24 protein-coding genes are annotated in these 26,671 nt (G+C 55.9%); 13 read left to right on the top strand and 11 right to left on the bottom strand.

Annotated elements, in window-relative coordinates; genetic code table 11:
• Positions 1-134: 134 nt before the first annotated feature.
• Positions 135-1,628 (bottom strand): dGTPase, encoded by a 1,494-nt coding sequence (dgt, locus tag AC1MDE_RS12640; RefSeq protein ID WP_058962070.1) that lies wholly within the window; start codon positions 1,626-1,628, stop codon positions 135-137.
• 98 nt (positions 1,629-1,726) lie between these two features.
• Here dgt and mtnN point away from each other — a divergent pair, with 98 nt between their 5' ends.
• The 3 genes from mtnN to AC1MDE_RS12625 all read left to right on the top strand — a co-directional run bounded on the left by mtnN (position 1,727) and on the right by AC1MDE_RS12625 (position 3,586).
• Positions 1,727-2,425, top strand: a complete 699-nt coding sequence (gene mtnN / locus AC1MDE_RS12635) for a 5'-methylthioadenosine/S-adenosylhomocysteine nucleosidase (RefSeq protein WP_166934113.1) — start codon at positions 1,727-1,729, stop codon at positions 2,423-2,425.
• Positions 2,418-3,227, top strand: a complete 810-nt coding sequence (btuF, locus tag AC1MDE_RS12630; RefSeq protein ID WP_479398035.1) for a vitamin B12 ABC transporter substrate-binding protein BtuF — start codon at positions 2,418-2,420, stop codon at positions 3,225-3,227. Before mtnN ends, btuF begins: the two co-directional genes overlap by 8 nt.
• Before the next feature lie 107 nt (positions 3,228-3,334).
• Positions 3,335-3,586 (top strand): hypothetical protein, encoded by a 252-nt coding sequence (locus AC1MDE_RS12625; protein ID WP_034829521.1) that lies wholly within the window; start codon positions 3,335-3,337, stop codon positions 3,584-3,586.
• 35 nt (positions 3,587-3,621) lie between these two features.
• On the opposite strand, the gene erpA is transcribed toward AC1MDE_RS12625, so the two are convergent.
• On the bottom strand, positions 3,622-3,969 hold the full coding sequence (erpA, locus tag AC1MDE_RS12620; RefSeq protein WP_034829523.1) for an iron-sulfur cluster insertion protein ErpA: 348 nt from the start codon (positions 3,967-3,969) through the stop codon (positions 3,622-3,624).
• Between the two features lie 222 nt (positions 3,970-4,191).
• Here erpA and hemL point away from each other — a divergent pair, with 222 nt between their 5' ends.
• The gene (gene hemL, locus AC1MDE_RS12615) at positions 4,192-5,472 is read left to right on the top strand and encodes a glutamate-1-semialdehyde 2,1-aminomutase (protein WP_058960858.1); all 1,281 of its coding nucleotides are present in this window, start codon (positions 4,192-4,194) and stop codon (positions 5,470-5,472) included.
• Between the two features lie 194 nt (positions 5,473-5,666).
• Here hemL and fhuB read toward each other — a convergent pair whose 3' ends face one another.
• From fhuB to hrpB, 6 genes are all read right to left on the bottom strand, one after another.
• Positions 5,667-7,643: a Fe(3+)-hydroxamate ABC transporter permease FhuB gene (fhuB, locus tag AC1MDE_RS12610; protein WP_480344584.1), complete on the bottom strand. Its 1,977-nt coding sequence runs from the start codon at positions 7,641-7,643 to the stop codon at positions 5,667-5,669.
• The gene (gene fhuD, locus AC1MDE_RS12605; protein WP_479402841.1) at positions 7,643-8,521 is read right to left on the bottom strand and encodes a Fe(3+)-hydroxamate ABC transporter substrate-binding protein FhuD; all 879 of its coding nucleotides are present in this window, start codon (positions 8,519-8,521) and stop codon (positions 7,643-7,645) included. The genes fhuB and fhuD overlap by 1 nt, the downstream gene beginning before the upstream one ends.
• 9 nt (positions 8,522-8,530) lie before the next feature.
• A complete protein-coding gene (gene fhuC / locus AC1MDE_RS12600) occupies positions 8,531-9,325 on the bottom strand; it encodes a Fe3+-hydroxamate ABC transporter ATP-binding protein FhuC (RefSeq protein WP_479401148.1) in 795 nt (264 codons plus the stop codon).
• Between the two features lie 93 nt (positions 9,326-9,418).
• Entirely contained in the window at positions 9,419-11,629 is a 2,211-nt protein-coding gene (gene fhuA, locus AC1MDE_RS12595) for a ferrichrome porin FhuA (RefSeq protein ID WP_480344583.1), read from the bottom strand.
• A 214-nt stretch (positions 11,630-11,843) separates the two neighbouring features.
• Positions 11,844-14,390, bottom strand: a complete 2,547-nt coding sequence (mrcB, locus tag AC1MDE_RS12590; RefSeq protein ID WP_479398030.1) for a bifunctional glycosyl transferase/transpeptidase — start codon at positions 14,388-14,390, stop codon at positions 11,844-11,846.
• Between the two features lie 98 nt (positions 14,391-14,488).
• The gene (hrpB, locus tag AC1MDE_RS12585; RefSeq protein WP_480344582.1) at positions 14,489-16,960 is read right to left on the bottom strand and encodes an ATP-dependent helicase HrpB; all 2,472 of its coding nucleotides are present in this window, start codon (positions 16,958-16,960) and stop codon (positions 14,489-14,491) included.
• Between the two features lie 25 nt (positions 16,961-16,985).
• Between hrpB and thpR the strand changes: the two genes are divergently transcribed.
• From thpR to panD, 9 genes are all read left to right on the top strand, one after another.
• A complete protein-coding gene (gene thpR, locus AC1MDE_RS12580) occupies positions 16,986-17,525 on the top strand; it encodes an RNA 2',3'-cyclic phosphodiesterase (protein ID WP_479399800.1) in 540 nt (179 codons plus the stop codon).
• Complete coding sequence (gene sfsA, locus AC1MDE_RS12575; protein WP_479414739.1) at positions 17,526-18,242, top strand: DNA/RNA nuclease SfsA; 717 nt, start codon at positions 17,526-17,528, stop codon at positions 18,240-18,242. It abuts the gene before it with no gap.
• Positions 18,243-18,500: 258 nt separating this feature from the next.
• Complete coding sequence (gene dksA, locus AC1MDE_RS12570; RefSeq protein WP_034829547.1) at positions 18,501-18,956, top strand: RNA polymerase-binding protein DksA; 456 nt, start codon at positions 18,501-18,503, stop codon at positions 18,954-18,956.
• Between the two features lie 70 nt (positions 18,957-19,026).
• Positions 19,027-19,962 (top strand): tRNA glutamyl-Q(34) synthetase GluQRS, encoded by a 936-nt coding sequence (gluQRS, locus tag AC1MDE_RS12565; RefSeq protein WP_480344581.1) that lies wholly within the window; start codon positions 19,027-19,029, stop codon positions 19,960-19,962.
• A 36-nt stretch (positions 19,963-19,998) separates the two neighbouring features.
• Positions 19,999-21,414 carry a polynucleotide adenylyltransferase PcnB gene (pcnB, locus tag AC1MDE_RS12560; protein WP_479401630.1) on the top strand — a complete coding sequence of 472 codons (1,416 nt, stop codon included), beginning with the start codon at positions 19,999-20,001 and terminating at the stop codon, positions 21,412-21,414.
• On the top strand, positions 21,411-21,896 hold the full coding sequence (gene folK, locus AC1MDE_RS12555) for a 2-amino-4-hydroxy-6-hydroxymethyldihydropteridine diphosphokinase (protein ID WP_058960868.1): 486 nt from the start codon (positions 21,411-21,413) through the stop codon (positions 21,894-21,896). Before pcnB ends, folK begins: the two co-directional genes overlap by 4 nt.
• Positions 21,897-21,978: 82 nt before the next feature.
• Entirely contained in the window at positions 21,979-22,773 is a 795-nt protein-coding gene (gene panB / locus AC1MDE_RS12550; protein WP_058960869.1) for a 3-methyl-2-oxobutanoate hydroxymethyltransferase, read from the top strand.
• Between the two features lie 15 nt (positions 22,774-22,788).
• Positions 22,789-23,643 carry a pantoate--beta-alanine ligase gene (panC, locus tag AC1MDE_RS12545; RefSeq protein ID WP_058960870.1) on the top strand — a complete coding sequence of 285 codons (855 nt, stop codon included), beginning with the start codon at positions 22,789-22,791 and terminating at the stop codon, positions 23,641-23,643.
• A 40-nt stretch (positions 23,644-23,683) separates the two neighbouring features.
• Positions 23,684-24,064 (top strand): aspartate 1-decarboxylase, encoded by a 381-nt coding sequence (panD, locus tag AC1MDE_RS12540; protein WP_034829560.1) that lies wholly within the window; start codon positions 23,684-23,686, stop codon positions 24,062-24,064.
• A 37-nt stretch (positions 24,065-24,101) separates the two neighbouring features.
• On the opposite strand, the gene AC1MDE_RS12535 is transcribed toward panD, so the two are convergent.
• The 3 genes from AC1MDE_RS12535 to hpt all read right to left on the bottom strand — a co-directional run bounded on the left by AC1MDE_RS12535 (position 24,102) and on the right by hpt (position 26,574).
• Positions 24,102-24,872, bottom strand: a complete 771-nt coding sequence (locus AC1MDE_RS12535; protein WP_034829563.1) for an ABC transporter permease — start codon at positions 24,870-24,872, stop codon at positions 24,102-24,104.
• The gene (locus tag AC1MDE_RS12530; protein WP_034829565.1) at positions 24,869-25,792 is read right to left on the bottom strand and encodes an ABC transporter ATP-binding protein; all 924 of its coding nucleotides are present in this window, start codon (positions 25,790-25,792) and stop codon (positions 24,869-24,871) included. The genes AC1MDE_RS12535 and AC1MDE_RS12530 overlap by 4 nt, the downstream gene beginning before the upstream one ends.
• 245 nt (positions 25,793-26,037) lie before the next feature.
• Positions 26,038-26,574, bottom strand: coding sequence for a hypoxanthine phosphoribosyltransferase (gene hpt, locus AC1MDE_RS12525; protein ID WP_039331277.1), 537 nt, complete (start codon positions 26,572-26,574; stop codon positions 26,038-26,040).
• Positions 26,575-26,671 lie beyond the last annotated feature (97 nt).

Genomic DNA, 26,671 nt, shown 5'->3' with positions numbered 1-26,671 from the left:
GTCTGTGTCTCTCTAAGATTTACGGCCAGACCATTGCTGTGGTCGTGATGGTGAGATTAAGTTTTTAGCGCGAAGTTCCTAATGAAGTTTTGGGTAAAGGTAAAAATTTATTCTTCATCTTTACAAAACTCTGCTTATTCCACGGCCATCAAACGACGATACTCATCCCACGCATAATTGTCTGTCATTCCGCTGATATAGTCCTGAATCAAGCGCGAACGGTAATAACGCTCCCACAACAAACGTTGATATTTATGCTCGACAATCAGTGTACGCATCTGCTGCTGATAAGCTTTGCGATGTTTTCCTGAAAGCTTATGAAACAGTCGCGTTTCTATCGGATATTTCGGCAGAAAATCGTCGTTCATCAGCGTAGTAAATTGTTCATAATCCAGCAACATTAATGACTGATAGATTTCCAGCAACCCTTTTATTACCCGATAACCTTGTAATTCGAGTTGCTCAACTTCCGGATGATTAAATACCTGCTGGCGCGCCACGGTTTTAAATAATTTCAACAGACGGCCTTCATCACCGTCATCTTCCAGCAGCGCATGATTGAAGTTTCCTTCAAAAATAGCCGGGAGATTTTCGACAAAACGGCGCACGGCATGGCTAACCAACACATTTTGCACGTTAACCCGTAATGACATGAAAAATTGATCGCTCAGGCTACGGCGTTTTTTCTGGTTGGCTTCTTTCCATGCCTCGCTCACTGTGCGACTGAACGCATCACCACTATTTACCGGCCCCCAGGCTTTGAGCAGAGACGTATACAAAGTCTCAACATCAAAAATATCTTTTTCGACCGCATCATCTAAATCGGCAATACAGTAAGAGATATCGTCCGCGGCTTCCATAATCCAGGTGAGAGGATAGCGATGATGCTCTTTAATATGGGTCGCTGCGCGTAAGTCAGCCACATATTCACGCTCGGACAAATAAAAACCTGGCTTCTTCATCAGCACGCTAAATTCTGCCGGCTTATCGCCCTGCCACCATGCGGGGGCGGTATATTTTAAAATACAGGCCACCTGCGCATAGCTAAGATTGAGCTGCAGCAGCGTATGCACCAGGCGAATCGCCTGCGCATTGCCTTCGAAGTGGCACAAATCCTGACGAATCATTGCATTTAGCTGGTCAAAATCAGTGCGCTGATGCTCATCTGCCACGCCCGCCACCAGCGGGTCCACGAGTTCAAGAGGCAGATTGTCGTCAAACCAGTCATTGATCGCAGCTTCACCAAAGTGACCAAACGGCGGATTACCCACATCATGCAGCAGGCAGGCCATCTCAATCAGACTCTCAAACGCGCCTTCAAACTCATCCAGCCCGTAATTTGCCAGTCCACCGCCCTGCGTTTTCAGGTATTGCAGGATCTCTTTGGTGATATAGCGCCCGGTTTGCTGCACTTCCAGCGAGTGGGTCAAACGTGAACGCACCGCTGCATTACGCTCCAGAGGAAATACCTGAGTCTTTTGTTGCAGGCGGCGGATCGCGGCAGAATTGATGATGCGGCCACGGTCACTCTCAAAGTGCCGTGTAATAAAGTATTCGCCCTCTGGATCTTTGCGGCTGGTATAAGGGCGGGTGAAACTGATCTTATTTTTGAAATTGATCGGCGCCATCATTACCCCTTATTTTTTGGTGAATTCATCCTCTGCCAGCCATGGTAGACTATGCCTCACTTTTAAGCTTTACATCCATAACTACAGCGAGATTCTTTATGAAAGCAGGCATTATTGGCGCGATGGAGCAGGAAGTCACCCTGCTGCGTGACAAAATCGAAAACCGTCAGACGCTGACGCTGGCTGGTTGTGAAATTTATACCGGCACGCTGAACGGTGTTGAGGTTGCTCTGCTGAAATCAGGCATTGGTAAAACCGCGGCGGCGCTCGGTACTACCCTGTTGCTGGAGCTGTGCAAACCCGACCTGGTGATCAATACCGGCTCTGCGGGTGGTCTGGCCGCTTCACTGAAAGTGGGCGATATCGTGGTTTCCGATGAAGTGCGTTATCACGATGCCGACGTGACCGCATTTGGTTACGAACCGGGTCAGATGGCCGGTTGCCCGGCAGCCTTTGTGGCGGATGAAAAACTGATCGCCGCTGCAGAGCAGGTGATTAAGCAGTTGGATCTCAACGCGGTGCGCGGTTTAGTGGTCAGCGGTGATGCCTTCATCAACGGTGCTGAGCCACTGGCACGCATTCGCACCACCTTCCCACTGGCGATCGCCGTGGAGATGGAGGCCACCGCCATCGGTCACGTTTGCCACCAGTTCAAGGTGCCGTTTGTTGTGGTGCGTGCAATTTCCGATGTCGCGGACAAAGAATCCCACCTGAGCTTTGATGAGTTCCTGGTTGTTGCCGCTAAACAATCGTCACTGATGGTTGAAAACCTGCTGGCACAGCTGGCGCGTGGCTAAATATTGGCTACTGGGGCTATTGCTGATCGGCAATAGCCTGTTTGCTGCTGCCCCACGCGTTATCACGCTATCGCCCCATCTGACCGAACTGGCTTTTGCAGCGGGCATTACGCCGGTGGCGGTGAGTGCTTATTCGGATTTCCCGGCGCAGGCCAATCAGCTGGAGCAGGTGGCAAACTGGCAGGGCATCAAAGTCGAGCGCATCCTGCAACTGAAACCGGATGTGGTGCTGGCCTGGCGCGGTGGTAATCCACAGCGGCAGATCGACCAACTGCAACGTTTAGGCGTTAAGGTTGAGTGGATCGATCCGCAATCTATCGATCAGATGATTGATGCGTTAGCAGCGCTAAAACAGTGGAGTCCACAACCTCAGCAGGCAGAAGCTGCCGCAAAGGCACTACGTCAGCAAGAGGATGATCTGCGTAAACAGTATCAACAGCGCACGCCAATTCCACTGTTTCTGCAGTTCGGCCAGCAGCCGCTGTTTACAGCCTCACGCAACACGCTGCAAAACGAGGTAATCACCCTGTGCGGTGGCAAAAATATCTTTGCCGACAGCCGTGTCAGCTGGCCGCAGGTGAGTCGTGAGCAAGTATTAGCACGTCATCCTCAGGCGATTGTGATCGGCGGTGGCCCCGCGCAAGCCGCGAATATCGTGAAATTCTGGCAGCCACAACTGACGGTGCCGGTGATTGCCATTAACGATGACTGGCTGAGTCGACCGGGTCCACGTATCCTGCTGGCAGCCAAACAGCTGTGTGCAGATTTACATCCGGCGAAAAATAGCACCAAAAAAGATTAAAGATTCGGCAAAAATTGTCGAAAATCAAAATACAGGGCACTGCGGCCACGTATGCTCAGTGCCCTTTTTGCGCAACGCGCAACTTTTGACTTCACCAGGAATTATCAATGACCAGAGCACTGCTCCTGGCCATAGGGCTTGCGATGGCTGCGCCAATTGGCGCGGCGACCTCCACCGGCTCTATTGCCGTCACGTTGACCATATTTTCCCGCTGCGATATCTCACGGCAAAGCGAACAAACATTGCCATCGATTGATTGTGGACGTCACTTCAGTGCACAGCCGCGCGTGACCGAAAGCGTGTTAAAGCGCGATGCGAAGCGTCGTGAGTCGTCACGATTAGTGACTGTAGAGTGGTAACGTTCTGACCGCCAGAGCGGCGGTCAGAAAAGGGATCAGATGCTGAAGGAAGAACCACAACCGCAAGTCGTTTTCGCGTTCGGGTTTGTCACGATAAAACGTGAACCCTCAAGACCTTCGGTATAATCAACCGAACCGCCCACCAGATACTGCAGGCTCATTGGATCAACCACCAGCGCCACGCCCTGCTTTTCAATGGTCATGTCGCCGTCATTCATTTGATCGTCAAAAGTAAAACCGTACTGGAAACCACTGCAACCGCCACCGGTGATGTACACGCGCAGTTTCAGCTCTGGATTCTCTTCATCCGCGATCAAATTTTTCACTTTTTTCGCTGCTGCTTCAGTGAATTGCAAAGGCAGCGCTGCTACGTCGTCACTCATGTTTTACTCCGGGTAAACGTCCAGGTCAGAAAACGACCTTAATTTCACTATTATCTGCCAGCCGCCCAGTGCAATCAAGTACTGCGCTTGACACTGTGTGCCGCCTGCGCTGCGCTAAAGTATAGCTTTAAAAGGCTTTCGCACCCGCTTGCCTTTCTAATCTGGCGACTCTTCCCTTAGAATGGCGCCAGAATTTTTTTCCAGAACAGCAGGAGCCGAGCAATGAGTAAGTCTGAAAACCTGTATGCCGAAGCGCAACGCCTGATCCCTGGCGGTGTGAACTCCCCGGTACGTGCTTTTACCGGTGTGGGCGGCGTGCCGCTGTTCATCGAACGCGCCGACGGCGCTTATCTGTATGACGCCGATGGCAAAGCCTACATCGACTATGTCGGTTCATGGGGCCCAATGGTGCTGGGGCATAACAACGCCAATATCCGCAATGCGGTGATTGAAGCGGCATCTCGTGGTTTGAGTTTCGGTGCCCCAACCGAAATGGAAGTGAAAATGGCCGAGCTGGTGTGTGAGCTGGTGCCAGGTATGGATATGGTGCGTATGGTGAACTCCGGCACCGAAGCCACCATGAGCGCGATTCGTCTGGCTCGTGGCTTTACCCATCGTGACAAGATCGTCAAATTTGAAGGCTGCTACCACGGCCACGCCGACTGTCTGCTGGTGAAAGCGGGTTCCGGCGCATTGACCCTGGGCCAACCGAACTCACCGGGTGTTCCGGCTGATTTCGCTAAACACACCCTGACCTGCACTTACAACGATCTGGCGTCAGTACGCGAAGCCTTCGAGCAATATCCAGAAGATATCGCCTGTATCATCGTTGAACCCGTTGCGGGCAATATGAACTGCATCCCACCGCAACCGGACTTCCTGCCGGGCCTGCGTGCACTCTGTGATGAGTTTGGTGCGCTGCTGATCATTGATGAAGTGATGACCGGCTTCCGTGTGGCGCTGGGCGGTGCTCAGGCTTATTACGATGTCACGCCGGACCTGACCTGTCTCGGCAAGATCATCGGTGGCGGCATGCCGGTGGGCGCATTTGGTGGTCGTCGTGATGTGATGGCTGCACTGGCACCAACGGGTCCGGTTTACCAGGCGGGTACGCTTTCCGGTAACCCGATTGCCATGGCGGCCGGTTTTGCTTGCCTGACGCAGATTGCTCAACCGGGCACGCACAGCACTCTGACCGACCTCACCACCCAACTGTCTGAAGGCTTGCTGGCAGCGGCAAAAGCAGAAAACATTCCGCTGGTGATCAACCACGTTGGCGGCATGTTCGGTATCTTCTTTACCGATGCCGAAAGCGTAACCTGCTATGCCGACGTGACAAAATGCGACGTTGAGCGCTTTAAGCGCTTCTTCCACCTGATGCTGGAAGAAGGTGTTTACCTCGCACCTTCTGCTTTTGAAGCGGGCTTTATGTCGCTGGCACACAGCCAGGAAGATATTCAGCGCACCATTGATGCGGCACGCCGCAGCTTTGCGAAGCTGTAAGCCATTAGCGGGCGCCAGGAATGGCGCCCCTTCATTGATGTGCCCGGCTGTCCCTTGAGGCACAACGTCCCCTAAAGACACCCTTGCCGTTCGTTCGCATCGTTATGCTCAGCTACACGCATACCCCCATTTCCGTTAGGTTGCACAATTATGCGCAGCTGCCCTGTAAGCGCCGATTGACGTAGGTTGCGCGTTTATGCGCGACGCAACAGCCAGATAAAATACGGCGCGCCGAAGAAGGTCGCCATTAAACCTGCAGGGATCTGATCCGGGAACGCCAGCATCCTGCCGCACCAGTCTGCTAACACCATCAATCCGCCGCCTAATAATCCCGCCATCAACACCTGCGGTAATGCGCGCCTGAAGCCCAGCATGCGCACGATATGCGGCGCCATCAAACCGACAAAACTCAACGGGCCGATGGTCAAGGTCGCCGTGGCCGTTAACGCCGCCGCCAGCAGCAGCAGGGCCAGACGCGAACCTGTTAATGCCATCCCCGCTGAACGTGCCGTCACACTACCCAGCGGCAGCAGTGTGAGCCAGCGGCTCGCCAGTGGCGCAAGCGCAATAAATACGATACCCACCACGGCGCTTTGCACTGCCTGCGGCATATTGATGTTGTAAGTCGAACCGGAAATCCAGCTTAGCAGGCCGCCCATGCGCGGATCGCCACTCGCCATTAACACCATCAGCAAGGTGACAAAGGCACTGTTGAGCGCCATGCCCGCCAGCAACATACGCTCCGGTGAGAAACCTCCGCGACTGGCGACCAGCATAATGACCAGCAGCGTCAGCGCCGCGCCTAATGCGCCAGCGGGCAGCAACCACGCCACGGCGTCACCCGGCACAAAGAACATCATCACGACCACACCACAGGCCGCGCCGGAACTGATGCCTAACACTTCCGGACTGGCCATCGGGTTGCCAGTGAGGCGCTGAATCAACGCACCTGCAACACCCAGCATCATCCCCACGACTAATGCCGCCAGCACGCGAGGTGCACGCCACGGCAGCAGTTGATGCAGCATCTCACCACTCACCCACGTCCAGCTGTGTGCATCACGACCAAAGGAGATGCCGATAACGCTCAGCAGCGTCAGCACCCCAAGGCCAATGCCACACCACAGCACCACCTTCTGGCGCTCTGCCGGCACCTTGTCGCCCATATTCATTGCCGGTGGAACCGAGCCGGTACGTAAACGCGGCAACAGCCACAGCAGAATCGGTACGCCAATCAACGCGGTCGCTGTGCCGGTGGAAACCTCGCGCCAGTGGCTGGTCAGCCACAATACGCACTGATCGGCCAGCCACAGCAGTAAGGCACCAATCAGCGGAGCCAGCAGCATACGGCTGAGTAAGCGACGCCCCCCGAGCATTTTCGCCAGCAGTGGTGCAAACAGCCCGATAAAACCGATAATCCCGGCGACGTTCACCAATTGCGCACTTAACAGAATCGCCAGAGCGAGTGCGCCGACACGCGCAGCAGACAGTGCCAGACCGAGATTTTTTGCTACGCCGTCATCAAGCCCCATGAGCGTCAAGGGGCGCAGCAATGCCAGCGCCACGACAAAAGCCAGCAGCAGACGCGGCCACAGCATCGCGACGTTGTGCCCATCCATCTGATTCAGTGCGCCGGTGCTCCACAGGAACATATTCAGCAGTTGGTCGTGATTAAAGATGGCAAAGATTTGATTCACCGAGCCGGCATACAGGCTCAGGACCAGCCCGGCGAGGATCAGCGTCACGGGTGACAGCCGTTTGCCCCAGGCTACGCCAAATACCAGGATGCCCACCAGCACTGCGCCCGCCATCGCAGCAAATTGCTGCGTCAGCTCACCGCCCGGCAAGTGCCAGAGCGTGGCGACCGTGATACCGAGCTGTGCGCCGGATGACACACCTAACGTGGTCGGTTCCGCCAGCGGATTGCGCAGCACTTGCTGAAACAGTAAACCGGCCAATCCGAGACCTGCCCCCACCAACAGCGCTAGCGCCAGACGCGATAACAGGCTGTGATGGAACACCACCTGTTGGATACTGTTGATGTCCGGCGCAAAGAAGGCTTGTGACCACTGCGCCGTTGGCAGCGCGTCACGCAGATTGATAAAAGTCAGCCCCAGCGCCAGTAAAAACATGCTGCTTAGCAGCATCACAGGAAAGAGACGATGGCGCATCAGTGCGACTCCAGCGCGTGTTCCAGCACGCGGACAAATTTCAGCGCTGAATAAGTCGCGCCGTAATACCAGACGGCAGGCACACGCTGGAAGCGGCCCGCGCGGATAAACGGCAGCGCCTGCCACAGCGCAGTTTTCATCACCTGCTGCATGTCACGATCGTTATCGTGATCAAAACAGATCACCTGCACATCGCCGACATCGGCTAACCGCTCAAGCCCAACCACGGCACTGCCCCAGAAATTGGTTTCACCCTGCCAGGCGTTACTCAGGCCAAGGGTTTCCATCACTTCGAGGAACAGGCTGTTGGTGCCAAACGTGATGGCGTGGCGGCTGTCCATCAATGACATCAACAGCACCGGACGATCTGCCCAGGGTTTAAGACGCTCGCGCGCTGCCGCGAGCTGCTCATCCAGGAATTGCAGATGCTGTACCGCCTGCGCTTCCCGGCCCAGCCGGGCACCGAGCGCATGCAGTGATTGGCGCGCCGTACTGAGCGGTTTACCGTCCCCGCTATTCAGATCAAAGCCCATGGTCGGCGCGATGCGATCGAGTTTATCTAATCCCGGACCGTAGCCGTTGGAGTGCAGGATTAAGGAAGGTTCGAGCTGCGTCATCAGTTCCAGATTGGGTTCGGTGCGCAGGCCGAGATCGATGGTGCTGGCGGATAGCATCGGCTCACCAACCCAGATGTTGTAGTTGCGCAAATCAGCCACACCGAGCGGCGAGACACCGAGCGCCATCAGTAGCTCAACGGGTAGCCATTCCAGCGCCAGGATGCGCTGCAGATCGGGTGTTGCCGCACGCAATGGGGCAACGTTCATCAGTGGCGTGAGTGCCAGCGCCGTCAGCAAGCGACGGCGTGAAATGTCGAACATAGCGAGGCCTCAGTAAACAAAACTGACGGGAGCACCGCCTTGTGGATGGGGCAAGATGCCCATCGGAATACCGTAGATATTGCCCAGCACATCGGCCTGCATGATGACATCAGGCCCGCCTTCCGCAATCATTTCGCCGCCTCGCAGCGCCACCAGACGGTCGCAATAACGTGCCGCCATGTTGATGTCATGCAGCACGGCAATCACCGTTAACCCGCGCTCGCGGCTGAGACGTTGAATCAGAGCCAGCACATCCACCTGATGCGCAATATCCAGTGCGGAAGTGGGTTCATCCAGCAGCAGGCAACGGCTGTTCTGCGCCACCAGCATCGCCAACCACGCGCGCTGGCGTTCGCCGCCTGACAGGCTGTCCACCAGACGCCCGGCAAACGGTTTCAGGCCCACCAGCGTAATCGCTTCTTCCACGCGATCGCGATCTTCCTGCCCGTAGCGCCCGAGCGCCCCGTGCCAGGGATAACGACCAATCGCCACCAGCTCACGCACCGTCATCCCTTCCGCCGCCGGTAACTGCTGCGGTAAATAGGCCACCTGGCGCGCAAAATCTTTGCTGCCCCAGTTCTCCACCGCATCGCTATTCAACAGAACCCGGCCTTCACTCGCCGCATGATGGCGACCGAGCATTTTCAGCAAGGTGGATTTGCCGGAGCCATTATGACCGATCAGCGCCGTCACTTTACCCGGCGCGAATGTGAGTGAAAGTGGCTGCAGCAACGTGCGCCCAGGTACGCGAAAGCTGACATTATCCAGCGTGAAGGTGGTTTCTTCGTGGTGCGGATGCTGCATGGTGATTCCTGGTTAATTAGCACAAAACCGATCTGATTCTGAAGGGGGCGGCCCTGAGGCCGCCCAAAATCACAACATATTCGCCCTGACGAATCAGAAGCGGAAGGTGGCGGTACCAACGATTTGACGTTCAGCGCCCCAGTAGCAAGCGTAATCACGGTAGCAGCTGGCAACGTATTCACGATCGAACAGGTTGTTGATATTAACACCCACAGAAGAGCCCGGCAGACCGAAACGGCCGAGGTCATATTTCAGCGCTGCGTCGACGGTGGTGTAACCCGCTACGTCGAAGTTTTGGTTGATGTTGTCGCCTGTTGAATACAAACCTTTGCTCTCGCCGATATAGCGCACACCCGCTCCCAGCGTAACGCCGGACAATGCGGTCTCGTGGAAGGTGTAATCGCCCCACAACGTGGCCATATGCTTAGGTACTTGCACCGGCGTTCTGCCTTTCAGCGTTGTATCTTCGGTGTATTCCGCATCGGTGTAGGTATACGACGCCGTCATATTGATGTTGGCGTTCAGTGCTGCCTTGGCTTCCAATTCAACACCACGTGAACGGATTTCACCGCTCTGAATGCTGGCAAATGGATGGTTTACCGTATCAGGATCTGCGGTCAGGTTTTTGGTTTTGGTCAATTGATAAACGGCAGCCGTCATCACAATTGGACGATCTTTCGGTACGTATTTCACGCCTGCTTCATACTGTTTGGCGCGCGAAGGATCGAAAGCCTGCCCTTCAAACGTTGAACCTGAGTTTGGAATAAAGGCTTCGCTGTAACTGAAATAAGGTGCGATGCCGTTATCGAACACATAGTTCAGGCCGCCACGCCAGGTAAAGGCTTGATCGTTTTGACGATCCAGTGAACTGGCGACACGGTCATACACCGAGGTCATCGCGTAGTCGTAGCGACCCCCTAAGGTCAGTACCCAGCGATCCCACTCCATTTGGTCCTGTGCATACAGACCCGTTTGACGCTGTTTATTCAGGTGCTGATAAGGAGAGTCAAACGGCGTGACCAAATCGTCGCCATACTGCGGGTTGATGGCACTCAAATTGCTGGCTGAGCCAAACTGCGCATTAACATCATTACGCATCTGCTGATAATCCACACCCATCAGCAAGGTGTGATCCAGTGCACCCGTCGCGAATTTCGCCTGCGCTTGGGTATCTACGGCGAACTCATTCAACTTCTCATCGGAAACTGCAGAACCACGGGTAATTTCATTGGTCGCCGCGCTAAAGCCATTACCGTAAATACTGCGATATCCGGTACGCATATCCGCATAACGCAGATTCTGGCGCACCGTCCAGGTATCGTTGAAGCTGTGCTCGAAGTTGTAGCCCACCATCTTGGTGTTGCGCGAAATCTTGTTGCTGTCTTCGCCTTCATCAAAATTGGTTGGCAGTTTGTAGCTGCTACCGTCCGGGCGGGTAATGCCGACCACGGTGCCCTGACGCGGCAACCAGCCGTAATAACCGGTTTCCGGCTCGTTCTGGAAATAGGTCAGCAAATCAAAGCGGGTATTGGCATCCGGACGCCAGCTGAACGAAGGCGCGATGGTATAACGCTTCTCTTTGTTCATATCCTGCTGCGCGTCTGCACTGCGAGCCAGACCCGTCAGGCGATAGCTGTACACGCCGTCATCATCCAGCGATCCGCCGAAATCGAAGCTGGTAGAGAACAGGTTATCGGTGCCCATCTGGAACTGCACTTCATGCAGTGTTTCCTGCGTCGGGCGCTTGCTCACCAGCGACACCACGCCGCCTGGGTTGCTTTTGCCGTACAGCACCGACACCGGGCCACGCAGCAGTTCCGCACGCTCAAGGAAGTAAGGATCAATGGCGAACTCGGAGTAGTTATCCCCTTGCAGCTTTAGTCCATCAAGATATTGGTTAGTGTTGGTTTCGCTAAAGCCACGAATTGACAGCGCATCGATTACGCTTGAGCTGCCGCGGTTACCCGTCAGCACGCCAGCCGTGTAGTTAAACGCACCTTTTACGCTGGTTACAGCGTGCATCGCCATCTCTTCCTGCGTCACCACCGAAACCGACTGTGGGTTTTTCTCAATTGGCGTATCGGTTTTGGAGCCGGTAGCACTGTGTTTCGCGGCAATGGTAGGAGCCGGACCCCATGCGCTTTCCTGCGCGACGGTGTTGCCGCCATTGGCGGTCACCACCACGGTATCTTCTGCCAGCGCCTGTGCGCTCAGCGTACCCAGTGTTAAAGAAATCATTAAAGCGAGCGGACGACGGGAGTTCGCAGCACGTGCAGAACAAGGATTAGAATTTCGCGCATTCATAAAAAAGGATCTCTCGAAAAGGAAACGATGCAGGCGAATGAAAACGAGAATGATTATTAGACGCACGGATTTTAGGCGAAGTTTGGCGAGATCCGCAAGATGTAATGCCTGATGGCGGTGCGTTTGCGACCAGATCGTGCATGTCCATGATCGCGATTAATAAATCACAGGCATGAAAAAGGGCGCCGTAGCGCCCTCTGTTTTCTGCAGCTAACTATTTGCTGCCAAACATATCCTTGATCCAGCCCGCCACGCCGTCAGCATCTTTCTGCTCACCCTGTTGCTGCTGAGGTGACTGCTGCTGCGGTTGCGACTCTTGCTGCTGTTGGATCTGCTGCTGTTGCTGGATCTGTTGCTGCTGTTGCTGGCACAGCGCGTTGGGATCCAACGTCCATACCGGCAGTGAACGCCAGGTGCTGCTGCCAGAACCACACACGAAGTTACCGGCAGAGTCGACGTTCATCTGCGTAATATCTTCTGGCGGTGTCAGCACCAGCGGCATTGGCGCCTGGTTGTCGAGATAACGGCGATAAATCTGCATCGCACCGCTCGCACCGTACAGCTTCGACGTCTGGTTGTTGTCGCGGCCAACCCAGGTGATCGCGACCTCTTTGCCATCAATACCCGCAAACCAGCTATCGATCAGATCATTGGTGGTACCGGTTTTACCCGCCAGATGGGCATTCGGGTAACGCGCGCCCAGCGCACGGGCGGTGCCGTGATCGGCAACTTGCTGCATGGTGTACAAGGTCATATAAGCAGCCTGCGCCGGCTCAACGCGTTGCGCCTGCGGGAAGCTCTGGTACAACACCGTGCCATCTTCAGCAATCACCGAACGTACCGCCGACAGGTCGGCGCGGTTACCGCCGCTGGCGATCGACTGGAACGCCTGTGCCGCTTCGATCGGTGTCAGGTTAAGTGCTCCCAGTAACATCGCTGGCACCGGATTCAGCTGATCTTTCGGCACGCCCAGCTTCGTCCAGGTATCCACCACCGAAGGCAGACCCAATGTCATCCCCAGATTTACGGTAGGCACGTTCATGGAGTTGGTTAAGGCATCCACCAGCATCACTTTGCCGCTGAAACGCTTGTCGTCGTTCATCGGTTTCCAGATGGAACCGTTCGGCTGTTTCAGCGCAATCGGCTCATCCGCCAGCCAGGTGTTCAGCCGATAGGTATTCGGCTGGCTCAATGCGGTGAGATAGGTCGCCGGTTTAGCCAGTGAGCCAATAGAACGACGCGCCTGCAGCGCACGGTTATAGCCCGCGAACTGCGGATCGGCACCGCCCACCATGGCACGCACTTCACCACTGAAGCGATCCACCACCACCATCGCGGTTTCCAGATCCTTCAAGCCACGCTGTTTTTTCAGCGCCGGGATGCCATCTTCGACCGCTTTTTCCGCCGCATCCTGAGAGATAGGATCGAGCGTGGTGAAGATCTTCACGCCAGACAGATCTTTAATCTTGTCGCCCAGTTTGGCCTGCAACTCGTTACGTACCATCTGCATAAAGGCAGGCTGCGGCGTGATCACGCCCCCTTTCGGCTGCACACCCAGCGGACGCGCCGAGAGCATATCGTACAGCTCCTGGTCGATCATGTTTTGCTGCTGCAGTAAACGCAGCACAAGATTACGACGCTCCAGCGCCAGTTTCGGGTTGCGCCACGGGTTGTACAGCGACGCACCTTTCACCATACCAACCAGCATCGCCTGCTGATCGAGGCTCAACTCATCCACCGGACGACCAAAGTAGTACAGACTCGCCAGTGGGAAGCCACGGATCTGATCGTTGCCCGCCTGACCGAGATACACCTCGTTCAGGTAAAGTTCAAGAATGCGATCTTTGCTGTAGCGCGCATCCATGATCACCGCCATGTAAGCTTCACGCGCTTTACGCCACAGTGAACGTTCGTTGGTCAGGAACAGGTTTTTCACCAGCTGCTGCGTCAAGGTACTGCCGCCCTGCACCGCTTTACCGGCAGTGATGTTGGCGAGGAACGCACGACCAATCGAGTACGGGCTGATGCCATCATGCTCGTAGAAGTGGCGGTCTTCGGTGGCGATCAGCGTACTGACCAGCAGATCCGGGAAGCCCGCACGCGGCACGAACAGACGCTGCTCACCGTTCGGCGATTGCAGCATGGTGATCAGACGCGGATCGAGGCGGAAGAAGCCAAAATCACGCCCGGTATCGAGGTTTTTAATCTCGCTCAGTTCGTTGTTGCTGAACGTCAGGCGCGCGTTGATCTGTCCCTCTTTGCTGTCCGGGAAATCAAACGGACGACGCAGCAGATCGATAGTGTTGCCTTTAACACTGAACTCACCAGGACGGGTGATGCGCGACACTTCGCGATACTGCGTGCCTTCCAGCAGCGCAATCATCTCTTTTTTGTCGTACGACATTCCCGGCTCAAGGCTCACCATGCGGCCGTATACGGCAGCAGGCAGCTGCCACACTTTACCGTCGATGCGGCTGCGGATTTCTGAGTCAAGATAAATGCCCCAGGCCACCATCACGACCACAAAGACCAGGAAGAGCTTAATCAACCAGCCTAACCAGCGACGTTTGCCGCGTGGCGGACGTTTTCCTTTCCCTTTACCTTTTGGTGGCACCGGTGTGCTCTCCTCATCATCTTCGTCAAAATCGTCCTGATCGATATCATCATCGAGCTCCCTGCGGCGACCCCGACGGGCAGTGCTGCGCGGCGGCTTTGGCGCTTTTCCTTTACGCCCAATAGGTTCGCGATCGTTCCCAGACATGCTTTTATTCTCCAGGCATAGCTACGGCTGCGGCCGTTACTCTAACTGCTTTCTCGTGCTGCGCATGGCAGAACCCTCTGAATTCGATCCACAGAGTGTCACGATGAAAATTTCTTGGTGCGCCTTGTCGGTAAGGCGTTTGCCGGATCGTCGGGCCAGGGATGTTTGGGATAGCGCCCTTTCATCTCTTTCTGCACTTCAGGATAGGCTCCGCGCCAGAACGCTGCGAGATCACGGGTGATCTGCAACGGACGCTGCGCCGGTGACAGCAGCTCCAATACCAGCGGAATACGGCCTTCAGCCACCGCCGGATTTTGCGCTTCACCAAACATCTCCTGAATGCGCACTGCCAGCGCAGGGGGCTTATCCACTGCGTAGCGAATCGGCAGGCGACTTCCGGTCGGCACAGTGTAATGAGTTGGCAGCACAGTATCCAGCCGCTGACGTTGTGACCATGTCAGCAAATGTAATAATGCGCTGACAAGATTGACGGCCTGCAGGCTCCTGAGATCGCGCACGGAACCCATCTCGGGCAACAGCCAACGCTCCAGCGAGTCGAGCAGGCTCTCATCGTCCAATGGCGGCCACGCCTCTTCCGGCAGCCACTCGGCGGCACAATGCAAACGCAAACGCAACTGTTCCGCTTCGGGGGTCCAGCCGAGTACCGAGAGCCCTTTTTCGCGGATCCAGCGCAACATCGCCGGGTGTAAAATCTCCGGTTCCGGTCGCGCCTGCGGCTGTGCTTTTAGGACCAGCGCACCCACGAGTTCCCGTTTCCAGACGCGCAATGTCCCTTTCTCTTCATCCCATTCCACATCTATGCGCTGCGACACCAGTTCAGGACATTGCTGGCGTAACTCGCCGATTTCCACCGGCAGCGCTAAGAGCATGCGCGCTTCGGCCGCGCTGGCACCTTGCAATAAGGTCGGCGCAATCAGCCATTCATAACGGCTCAAGCCATCCTGCTCATCCAGCATGGCGCCAATCCCATTGGCCAGCTGATAGCGCGCACTTTCGCCGCGTCGCTGTGCCAGACGATCGGCAAACCCCGCCGCCAGTAAAGAGGGGAACAGATCGGGATTGACGCTGCCGCCGCTGGCATTGAGTCGCTGCTGCCACTGACGGGCGCGACGCTGCCAGTGAGGCTGAGGCCGGTTGAGTGCATCACGCAGATCTGCGCTGCCGTTACGTGGCGGATCTTCCAGAATCGCCACCAGTAAGGCGGCACTGGCGATCGCATCCTTATCCTGTGCCGCGCACAAGATGGCCGTGAGGCGGGGATCGCTGCCCAGCGCCGCCATTTTCCGCCCACGCGCATTCAGCTTCTCGCCTTCCAGCGCCCCCAAACGGGTCAGTAAATCATTTGCCGCGCGTAAGTTGCGCGCGGGTGGCACATCCAGCCAGCTAAGCTGTGACGCCTCCTGGCAACCCCACTGCAATAAATCGATTTGCAGTGAAGATAGATCGCTGTTGAGGATTTCCGGCTCGCTCTGTGCCGCCGCGCGCATCGCTTGTTCCTGGGGCAGCAGATGCAAACAGATACCGGATTCAAGACGACCCGCACGACCTGCTCGCTGCGTCATTGATGCCTGGCTGATACGCTGGGTTTGCAACCGTGTTACGCCACTGCGTACATCAAACTGCGCTGAGCGTTCCAGCGCGCTATCCACTACCAGACGGATGCCTTCAATGGTCAGACTGGTTTCGGCGATATTGGTCGCCAACACCACCTTGCGACGACGGGCGGGCGCAGGCAGAATCGCGCGACGCTGCGCATCCAGAGACAGCGCGCCATATAAAGGAGAGAGATCCACGTCATCGCCGACGCGGGATTCCAGCTCGCGCTTCACGTGTTCAATCTCTGCGACGCCCGGCAGGAACAGCAGCAGCGAACCCGTTTCGTCGCGCAGCAATTGCGCCACTTCTCGTGCCACCGCTTCGTCAAAACGCTGTTGCGGATTGAGCGAGGCATAACGGCGCGTCACCGGGAAGCTACGTCCTTCAGAGACAATAAAAGGCGCATCCGGCAGTAGCTGGCGCAGCCTCTCGTTATCCAGCGTGGCGGACATCAGCAAGATTTTCAGATCGTCGCGCAGCCCTTGTTGCACATCCAGCAGCAGCGCCAGCGCCAAATCAGCCTGCAGGCTGCGCTCATGGAACTCATCAAGGATCACCAGCGACACACCTTCGAGCATCGGATCGCGCTGCAACATGCGCGTCAGAATGCCTTCGGTCACCACTTCCAGTCGCGTATGGGGGCCGCAGCAGTTTTCACCGCGCATGCGATATCCCACGGTGCCACCGGGCTGTTCCCCCAACTGATCCGCCAGGCGCTGCGCCACATTACGCGCCGCCAGACGACGCGGCTCAAGCATAATGATGCGCCCCGGCAGCACCGACTGCTGTAGCAGTTGCAGCGGCAGCCAGGTCGATTTTCCCGCGCCGGTGGGTGCCGCCAGTAAAACTTGTGATGACTGAGACAATGCATCGAGCAATGCAGGCAGCACCTCACTTACCGGTAATTCACTCACACTTAACTCCAACTCTGCCTGTGCTAACATGGCGCGCATTGTAGCACTCAACGGCCACGTCACCATGTCGATACAACGTCTGTTTTTTGCCCTCGAACTGCCCGCGCCACTCCAGCAACAGCTGGTACAGTGGCGCGCAGATCACTTTGCAGAAGGGGCAGGAAAACCGGTGGCCGCCGCCAATCTGCATCTGACGCTGGCGTTTCTGGGGGATGTCAGTGCCGAGACCTCGCAGCAGTTACAGCAGTTAGCTTCGCGCATTGTTCAGCCCGGTTTTAGCCTGGATTTGGATGATGCGGGACACTGGCCGCGCCCCGGTGTCGTGTGGCTTGGCTGCCAACGTGCGCCACGCGGCTTGTTGCAGTTAGCGAGCCTGCTGCGTGCTCAGGCGGCACGCCATGGCTGCGCCCAGAGTGCACAGCCTTTTCACCCGCATATCACTTTGTTGCGCCACGCCACGCAAAGAGTGGCCTTACCCCCGCGCGGCTTTCACTGGCAGTACGATGTCAGTGACTTTGCGCTCTTCTCATCGACCTTTAGCCAGGGACGCACCCGCTATCGGCGGCTGGCGCGCTGGCCACTGTTACCCACTCCAGGAGCCTGAATGCTGTTCGATCCGCCGCTGAAACCCGCCCGTCTTATTGCCCGCTATAAGCGCTTTCTTGCCGATGTCGTGACACCAGAAGGCGAGACTTTAACGATTCACTGCGCCAATACCGGCGCGATGACCGGCTGCGCCACACCGGGCGATACCGTGTGGTACTCCACTTCAAACAGCATCACGCGCAAGTATCCGCACAGCTGGGAATTGACCGAGACACAACAAGGCCACTGGATCTGCGTGAACACCCTCAGAGCCAATCAACTGGCGCGTGAAGCCTTAACCCTTGACGCCATTCCAGAATTGTCCGCTTACAGCCACTGCCAACCTGAAGTGAAATACGGTACGGAAAAAAGCCGAATTGACTTCCTGCTGCAAGCGGAGGGCAGATCAAACTGCTATATTGAAGTCAAGTCCGTCACCCTTTTACAGCAGGGTAAAGGCTTTTTTCCGGATGCGGTGACGGCTCGAGGACAAAAGCATCTGCGCGAACTCAGTGCTATCGCGGCAGAGGGTCATCGAGCTGTTTTGTTGTTCGCCGTTCTGCATACGGGGATTGAGGACGTCTCCCCGGCGCGCCATATCGACGCACACTACGCAGAACTACTGGGACAGGCTCAAAGCTGTGGAGTAGAGGTGTTGGCGTATCAGGCTCAGATATCACCTGCTCAAATGTTACTCACTCAGCCCGTCGCCGTGACGATTAACGTAGAGTTGTAATATTTATAGCAATTTGCTGTGATAGGAATGTTCTGGGCGGTGCGCTAAATACGCTGTTCCTCACAGGCTTGTCAAGGTGCGAATATGAATAATTGCCAACCTTGACTGCTTCTGCTATTTATAGCGGCCTGTTTTTTCCCTGATGGGAATCGATATACCCCTTAATAATTCGCGTTGCAGGCAGTCGGTGGTCAATTTAGCCAATGCACATGCAACCTGAAGTATGACGGGAAGGGCGTGTTATCCAGGAGAAACAACATGCAAGAAGGGCAAAACCGTAAAACATCGTCCCTGAGTATCCTCGCCATCGCTGGTGTGGAGCCGTATCAGGTGAAACCGGGCGAAGAGTATATGAACGACGCCCAACTGAGCCATTTCCGCAAGATTCTGGAAGCCTGGCGCAACCAACTTCGGGATGAAGTAGACCGCACTGTGTCGCATATGCAGGACGAAGCTGCGAACTTCCCGGATCCGGTAGACCGTGCCGCACAGGAAGAAGAGTTCAGCCTGGAATTACGTAACCGCGATCGTGAGCGTAAACTGATCAAAAAGATCGAAAAAACGCTGAAGAAAGTGGATGACGACGATTTCGGCTACTGTGATTCTTGTGGTGTAGAAATTGGTATTCGTCGCCTTGAAGCGCGTCCGACCGCCGATCTCTGCATCGACTGCAAAACGCTGGCTGAAATCCGCGAGAAGCAAATGGCAGGCTAATGGCCGTGAGCAGAATGTCGCCGCACTGCCGGGAAAACCACTGTTTTCCCGACGTGCGGTGCACCTCAAAATGAACTCTTCAACCTCTTCCTGCGTCGGGCGTTTCGCTCCCTCTCCTTCTGGTGATCTGCATTTTGGTTCGCTGATAGCCGCCTTAGGCAGCTACCTGAGCGCGCGTGCGCAACAAGGCCGCTGGCTGGTGCGTATTGAAGATATCGATCCGCCGCGAGAAGTGGCTGGCGCAGCGACACGCATCCTGAAACAGCTGGAGCATTATGGCCTGCAGTGGGATGGCGACGTGTTGTGGCAGTCGCAGCGTCATGATGCCTACCGGGAAGCGCTGAGCTGGCTGCAACAGCACCGTCAAAGCTACTTTTGTACCTGCACGCGCAGCCGTATTCAGCAGCTTGGGGGGTTCTACGACGGTCACTGTCGGGAATTACATCTCCCTTCAGACAACGCCGCGCTGCGCCTGCGTCAGCATGCGCCGGTTTATGGCTTTGACGATCACCTGCGCGGTCATTTAGCGGCCGAGCGCTCGCTGGCAGAAGAAGATTTTATTATCCATCGCCGGGATGGTTTGTTTGCTTACAACCTGGCGGTGGTAGTAGATGACCATTTTCAGGGTGTGACGGAAATCGTACGCGGGGCAGATTTGATTGAACCCACGGTGCGTCAAATCGCGCTCTACCAGCAGTTCGGCTGGCCGGTGCCTGCGTATCTGCACCTGCCGCTGGCCATCAATGACGATGGCAATAAGCTCTCTAAACAGAATCATGCGCCCGCTCTACCTGATGGGGATGCGCGCCCATTGCTGATATGCGCGTTGCACTTGCTGGGGCAATCGGTTTTGGAGAGTTGGCAAGATGCCACAGTGGAGCAACTGCTCGATAACGCGGTGGCACAGTGGAGTATCCAACTGATCCCACGACAGAACGCGCGAATCACGGATGAGGCGACATCGCCATTCCTAAATGGTTCGCAACAGGCTATGATTAGCCGCTGATTTATTAACACCCTTTTATCACTGTCGAGGTGTCCCATTTTTACCCGAGTCGCAAATTTTTGCCGGAGAGTCCTCAAGCGTGACGAGGAGGCGCCTGAAGAGGTGGAAACTGAAAGTCTGATGACCGTCATTCCCCGTGAAAGCCATAACATCTCACGCAAAGATATCAGCGAAAACGCCCTTAAAGTGCTGTATCGCCTGAATAAAGCCGGTTTCGAAGCTTACCTGGTAGGCGGCGGCGTGCGCGATTTGCTGCTGGGTAAGAAGCCAAAAGACTTTGATATCACCACCAACGCCACGCCTGAGCAGATGCGCAAATTGTTCCGCAACTGCCGTCTCGTCGGTCGTCGTTTCCGTCTGGCACATGTGATGTTCGGTCCTGAAGTGATCGAAGTCGCGACTTTCCGTGGTCATCACCAGGAAGAAGCTCAAGACGATCGCAACAACTCCCAGCGCGGCCAGAACGGCATGCTGCTGCGTGATAACATTTTTGGCAGCATCGAAGATGATGCCCAGCGCCGCGATCTCACCATCAACAGCCTGTATTACAGCGTGGCGGATTTCTCCGTACGTGATTACGTGGGTGGGTTGCAGGATCTGGAAGACGGCGTGATCCGTTTGATTGGCGATCCGGAAACACGTTATCGCGAAGATCCGGTACGGATGCTGCGCGTGGTGCGTTTTGCCGCCAAGCTGGAGATGCGCATTGCCGCGGAAACTGCCGAGCCGATTCCACGCCTGGCCACGCTGCTGAATGACATTCCGCCTGCGCGTCTGTTTGAAGAATCCCTTAAATTGCTGCAAGCCGGTTACGGATTCCGTACCTATCAGATGATGCGTGAGTACCATCTGTTCCAGCCGCTGTTCCCTACCCTGACGCGTGGCTTCACCGCCGAAAGCGACAGTCTGATGGAGAAAATGCTGGCTCAGGTGCTGAAGAACACCGACAACCGCATTCAGAACGATATGCGCGTCAATCCGGCCTTCCTGTTTGCCGCGATGTTCTGGTATCCGCAGCTGGAATCGGCCCAACGCATTGCGCAGGAAAGCGGACTGACCTATTACGACGCCTTTGCGCTGTCGATGAACGAAACGCTGGATGAAGCCTGCCGTGCGCTGGCGATTCCTAAGCGTATCACCACCCTGATTCGCGATATCTGGCAGCTGCAGTTGCGCATGTCACGTCGTCATGGCAAACGCGCATGGAAGCTGATGGAGCATCCTAAATTCCGTGCCGCTTATGATCTGCTGGCGCTGCGAGCCGATGTGGAAAACAACCGCGAACTGCAAAGCCTGACCCATTGGTGGGGCGAGTTCCAGGCTGCGGCGCCGGTCGAGCAGAAAACCATGATGAACACGCTGGGCGATGATCCGGTGGCACCGCGTCGCAAACCGCGTCGTCCGCGCCGTCGTCCAACCGGCCCGCGCCGCGATACCAATAGCGCATCATGATTCGTGTTTACCTCGCCTTAGGCAGTAATCTGGCCGACCCGCTGCATCAGGTTGATGCAGCGCTGGCCGCGATTGATGCGATCCCGCACACCTCGCGCGTCGCCACCTCTTCACTGTACCGCACGCCACCGTACGGCCCGCCAGACCAGCCTGATTACCTGAATGCGGTGGTCGCGCTGGACACCACGCTGGAAGCTGAAGCGCTGCTCGATCATACGCAACGTATCGAGCTGGAGCATGGGCGTGTGCGCAAAGCGGAGCGCTGGGGACCGCGCACCCTCGATATCGACATCATGCTGTTTGGTCAGCAGACGATTCACACTCCACGTCTCACCGTGCCACACTACGACATGCACAACCGTGCGTTTATGCTGGTACCGCTGCTGGAAATCGCGCCAGGCCTGCGCTTGCCCAACGGTCAGCCACTGACCGGCATCCTCGCCACGCTGGATCGCAGCACCATCCGCTTGTGGTCTGAGTAGGCGGCAATAATCGCACTACGGTCGTATCGCCTTTTCAATCAATCCAGTACACTGCGCGCATCAGAAAACTCTGGAGTGTGCGATGAAACCGACAACCATCTCCCATTTACGCCAGCTCAAAGCCAGTGGCCGCAAATTTGCCACCCTGACGGCCTACGACTTTAGCTTTGCCCGCCTGTTTGCCGATGAAGGCATTCAGGTGATGCTGATTGGCGACTCCCTTGGCATGACCGTGCAAGGTCATGAATCCACATTACCTGTCACCGTGGCGGATATCGCTTATCACACCGCGGCCGTGCGCCGAGGCGCGCCGAATGCGTTGGTGATGGCCGACCTGCCGTTTATGAGTTACGCCACACCGCAGCAAACCTTCGATAACGCCGCTCAACTGATGCGTGCCGGTGCCAACATGGTGAAGCTGGAAGGCGGTGAATGGCTGGCAGACACCGTGCGTATGCTTACCGAGCGCGCCGTGCCGGTCTGTGGTCATCTAGGCCTGACGCCACAGTCAGTGAACATCTTTGGTGGCTACAAGGTGCAGGGCCGTGATGAAGCGGGCGCGGAGCGTTTGCTGGCCGATGCACTGGCGCTGGAAGCCGCAGGAGCACAATTGATGGTGCTGGAGTGTGTGCCGGTGGCGCTGGCAGAGCGTATCACCAAAGCGTTGAGCATTCCGGTCATCGGTATTGGTGCGGGTAACGTCACCGATGGACAGATTCTGGTGATGCACGATGCCTTTGGCATTACCGGCGGTCATATTCCTAAATTTGCCAAAAATTTCCTCGCGGAAACCGGCGACATTCGCGCGGCAATTCGCCAGTATATTGCCGACGTTGAGGCGGGCATCTACCCTGCCGCCGAACACAGTTTCCAGTAAATCAGGAGAGTTGCAGTGCTGATTATTGAATCGCTGCCGATGCTGCGACGAGAAATTCGTCGCTGGCGGCAGGAAGGCAAACGTATCGCGCTGGTGCCCACCATGGGCAACCTGCATGACGGCCACCTGACGTTGGTGGATGAAGCGCGCGAGCGGGCCGATATCGTGGTGGTCTCGATCTTCGTCAACCCGATGCAGTTTGAACGCGCCGATGACCTGGCGCGTTATCCCCGTACCTTGCAGGACGATTGCGAGAAGCTCAATCGTCATAGTGTCGATTTGGTGTTTGCCCCTGCGCCAGCGGATGTGTATCCCAAAGGGCTGGATAGCCAGACCTTCGTTGAAGTTCCGGGGTTATCGTCTTTGCTGGAAGGTGCCAGTCGTCCCGGTCACTTCCGCGGTGTGTCCACTATTGTGAGCAAACTGTTTAATCTGGTGCAGCCCGATATTGCCTGTTTTGGTGAGAAAGATTTCCAGCAGTTAGCCATTATTCGCAAGATGGTGGCCGACATGGGCTTCGATATCGAGATTGTCGGCGTGCCAACCGTACGCGCGCAAGATGGTTTGGCGTTGAGCTCACGTAACGGTTATCTCACCAGCGAAGAGCGCGCGATCGCTGCGGGTCTGAGCCAGGTGATGAACAGCATGGCCGAGCGTCTGAACAACGGCGAACGCCATGTTGAAGAGATTATCGAAACGGCCGAGGTCGCATTGCGTGAGAAAGGCTTCCGCCCTGATGGTCTGGCTATTTGCGATGCCGACAATTTGCAGCCGCTGACGGTGGATAGCCAGCGCGCCGTGATTCTGATGGCCGCCTGGTTGGGCAATGCGCGCCTGATCGATAATCAGCAAGTGGATCTGACGGAGTAACCTCCGTCGTTTAATCGCAGCTTAATAAGGTTATCCCGTTATGATTCGTACCGTACTTCAGGGCAAACTGCACCGCGTGAAAGTCACGCAGGCAGATTTGCACTACGAAGGTTCCTGCGCCATCGACCAGGATTTTCTTGATGCATCCGGCATTCTGCAATACGAAGCCATCGACATTTATAACGTCACCAACGGTCAGCGTTTCTCCACCTACGCGATTGCCGCTGAGCGTGGCTCGAAGATCATCTCCGTTAACGGTGCCGCCGCCCGTTGTGCCTGCGAAGGTGACATCATGATCATCTGCTCTTATGTGCAGGTGGAAGATGAAGTCGCCCGTAGCTGGCAGCCCAAAGTCGCTTATTTCGAAGGCGACAACGAGATGAAACGCATCGCTAAAGCGTTGCCGGTTCAGGTGGCTTGATACAACGAGGGCGGCCATTCGGCCGCCCCCGTAAAACTTAAGTCCGCAATCCGCGACCGCGCTGAATCAACGCATACACCAGTACGTAAAACACCACGATAAAGGCAATCAGCACTGACAGGGTAAACACCAGCGGCACATCATTGATGCCGAGGAAACCGTAGCGGAATCCACTGATCATATATACCACCGGGTTCAGTTTCGACACCGCCTGCCAGAACGGCGGCAGCAGCGTCAGCGAATAGAACACCCCCCCCAAATAGGTTAACGGTGTCAGCACGAAGGTGGGGATCAAGCTGATATCGTCAAAGGTACGCGCAAACACCGCATTCAGCAGGCCAGCCAGCGAGAACAGAATCGCAGTCAGCAGCAGCGTCAGGGCCACCATTGACCACGAGTGCACGTGGAACGGCACAAAGAACAGCGAAATAGCCGTCACCAGAATACCAACGCACACGCCACGCGCCACGCCGCCGCCAACATAACCAGCGATGATAATGTGCGTGGGCACCGGCGCCACCAGCAGCTCTTCAATATTGCGCTGGAATTTGGCGCTGAAGAATGAAGAGGCCACGTTGGCGTAAGCGTTGGTAATCACCGCCATCATGATCAGACCCGGCACGATGAACTGCATATAGCTGAAGCCATGCATATCGCCGATGCGTGAACCAATCAGGTTACCGAAGATGATGAAATAGAGCGTCATGGTGATCACCGGTGGCACCAGCGTCTGAATCCAGATGCGGGCAAAACGGTTGATCTCCTTGGCCCAGATACTCTTGAGCGCCACCCAGTATAAATGTGTCATGCTTTCACTCCTTTACCCTGGGTCAGGCTGACGAACAGCTCTTCAAGGCGGTTCGCTTTGTTACGCATACTCAGCACCTGCACGCCCTGCGCACTCAGCTGGCTGAACACGCTGTTGAGCCCCTGCTCACGCATCACTTCCACTTCCAGCGTAGAGGTATCCACCAGGCGATACTGGAAGCCTTCCAGCTGCGGCAGTGGGCTGCGCGGCGCCAGATCGAGGATGAAGGTTTCCGATTGCAGCTTTGACAGCAGGCCTTTCATCGAGGTGTTTTCCACCAGCTCACCGCTCTGAATAATGCCGATATTGCGGCACAGCATTTCTGCTTCTTCCAGGTAGTGCGTGGTGAGAATAATGGTGGTGCCTTTGATGTTGAGATCTTTCAGGAAGGTCCACATTGAACGACGCAGTTCGATATCGACACCTGCGGTCGGTTCATCCAGAATCAGCAGTTTTGGCTCGTGCATCAGCGCACGTGCGATCATCAAACGGCGTTTCATCCCGCCCGACAGCATGCGTGCACGCTCGTTGCGTTTGCCCCACAGATCGAGTTGGTTAAGGTATTTTTCCGCGCGCTTGTTAGCTTCAGCCCGCTCCACGCCATAGTAACCCGCCTGATTGACCACAATCTGCATCACGGTTTCAAACGGGTTAAAGTTGAACTCCTGCGGAACCAGACCCAGCTGGCGTTTCGCATTGACCACGTCTTTTTCCAGGTCATAGCCAAACACCCGCACGCTGCCGCCGGATTTATTCACCAGCGAACTGATGATGCCGATAGTGGTCGATTTACCCGCGCCGTTTGGCCCGAGCAGTGCGTAAAAATCGCCTGCCTCAACGTTGAGATCAAGCTTCTTCAGCGCCTGAACGCCGCCGGGATAGGTTTTGGTGAGCCCGGAAAGTTCCAGTGCATAAGTCATTGCGAATCCATACCCTGTTGTAGTGACATCAAAGCCCTATGAAATGATAGTGCGCTCACGCTGAGCATGCGGGGTTATTCAGAGATAACGAGTGAAAAATCAAAGATGAAGCGCTGAGCGATAACCCGCGACACTTTACCACTCTGCATGCGGTAGGGGAACGCAAGCGCAGCCCGTCAGTCATTGACTCGCGGGCTGCGCATCTTATCGCAGGCTGGCGGGATTAGCCTTGGAAGATTGTGCGGTTATTCACCGGTCGGGATAACTTTGCCAATATACGGCAGATGACGATAGCGCTGCGCGTAGTCGATACCAAAGCCGACCACGAACTCGTCAGGAATGGTGAAACCAACGTATTCCACGGTCACTTCCACTTCGCGACGCTCTGGTTTATCCAGCAGCGTGCAGATGGCCAGTGACTTTGGCTCGCGCAGGCGCAGGATCTCGCGCACTTTGCTCAGCGTGTTGCCAGAATCGATGATGTCTTCCACGATCAGCACGTCTTTGCCGCGAATGTCCTCATCCAGATCTTTCAGGATTTTCACGTCGCGGGTCGATGACATGCCACTGCCGTAGCTGGAGGCGGTCATAAAGTCGACTTCATGCGGGACATCGATGGCACGACAGAGATCGGCCATAAACATAAAGGAGCCACGCAGCAGACCCACCAACACCATTTCGCTGCCGCTGCTACGGTAGTGTTCGCTAATCTGCTTGCCCAGTTCGGCAATACGGGTTGCAATCTCCTGCTCAGAGATCATCACGTCGACGGTGTGTTTCATTGCATTCGCCTGGTTAAGGTTTTCAGAAAGCCACGAAGTCTATCATAGTCGAACCAACCTCTAACGCCGCGCACAGAACGCAAACGATACCGTGGCA

It is taken from the genome of Pantoea folii (genome assembly GCF_056678875.1).
The sequence above is the reverse complement of the archived record's forward strand: the minus strand, read 5'-3'. Positions and strand labels throughout refer to the sequence as shown.

Coding starts and splice junctions, on each gene's coding strand:
- folK (WP_058960868.1), top strand. CDS start 21,411: ATGATTCGTGTTTACCTCGCCTTAGGCAGTAATCTGGCCGACCCGCTG.
- panD (WP_034829560.1), top strand. CDS start 23,684: ATGATTCGTACCGTACTTCAGGGCAAACTGCACCGCGTGAAAGTCACG.
- sfsA (WP_479414739.1), top strand. CDS start 17,526: ATGCTGTTCGATCCGCCGCTGAAACCCGCCCGTCTTATTGCCCGCTAT.
- dksA (WP_034829547.1), top strand. CDS start 18,501: ATGCAAGAAGGGCAAAACCGTAAAACATCGTCCCTGAGTATCCTCGCC.
- AC1MDE_RS12530 (WP_034829565.1), bottom strand. CDS start 25,792: ATGACTTATGCACTGGAACTTTCCGGGCTCACCAAAACCTATCCCGGC.
- mrcB (WP_479398030.1), bottom strand. CDS start 14,390: ATGTCTGGGAACGATCGCGAACCTATTGGGCGTAAAGGAAAAGCGCCA.
- thpR (WP_479399800.1), top strand. CDS start 16,986: ATGTCGATACAACGTCTGTTTTTTGCCCTCGAACTGCCCGCGCCACTC.
- hpt (WP_039331277.1), bottom strand. CDS start 26,574: ATGAAACACACCGTCGACGTGATGATCTCTGAGCAGGAGATTGCAACC.
- fhuD (WP_479402841.1), bottom strand. CDS start 8,521: ATGTTCGACATTTCACGCCGTCGCTTGCTGACGGCGCTGGCACTCACG.
- fhuC (WP_479401148.1), bottom strand. CDS start 9,325: ATGCAGCATCCGCACCACGAAGAAACCACCTTCACGCTGGATAATGTC.
- dgt (WP_058962070.1), bottom strand. CDS start 1,628: ATGGCGCCGATCAATTTCAAAAATAAGATCAGTTTCACCCGCCCTTAT.
- fhuA (WP_480344583.1), bottom strand. CDS start 11,629: ATGAATGCGCGAAATTCTAATCCTTGTTCTGCACGTGCTGCGAACTCC.
- AC1MDE_RS12625 (WP_034829521.1), top strand. CDS start 3,335: ATGACCAGAGCACTGCTCCTGGCCATAGGGCTTGCGATGGCTGCGCCA.
- fhuB (WP_480344584.1), bottom strand. CDS start 7,643: ATGCGCCATCGTCTCTTTCCTGTGATGCTGCTAAGCAGCATGTTTTTA.
- erpA (WP_034829523.1), bottom strand. CDS start 3,969: ATGAGTGACGACGTAGCAGCGCTGCCTTTGCAATTCACTGAAGCAGCA.
- gluQRS (WP_480344581.1), top strand. CDS start 19,027: ATGAACTCTTCAACCTCTTCCTGCGTCGGGCGTTTCGCTCCCTCTCCT.
- hemL (WP_058960858.1), top strand. CDS start 4,192: ATGAGTAAGTCTGAAAACCTGTATGCCGAAGCGCAACGCCTGATCCCT.
- AC1MDE_RS12535 (WP_034829563.1), bottom strand. CDS start 24,872: ATGACACATTTATACTGGGTGGCGCTCAAGAGTATCTGGGCCAAGGAG.
- hrpB (WP_480344582.1), bottom strand. CDS start 16,960: ATGCGCGCCATGTTAGCACAGGCAGAGTTGGAGTTAAGTGTGAGTGAA.
- mtnN (WP_166934113.1), top strand. CDS start 1,727: ATGAAAGCAGGCATTATTGGCGCGATGGAGCAGGAAGTCACCCTGCTG.
- panB (WP_058960869.1), top strand. CDS start 21,979: ATGAAACCGACAACCATCTCCCATTTACGCCAGCTCAAAGCCAGTGGC.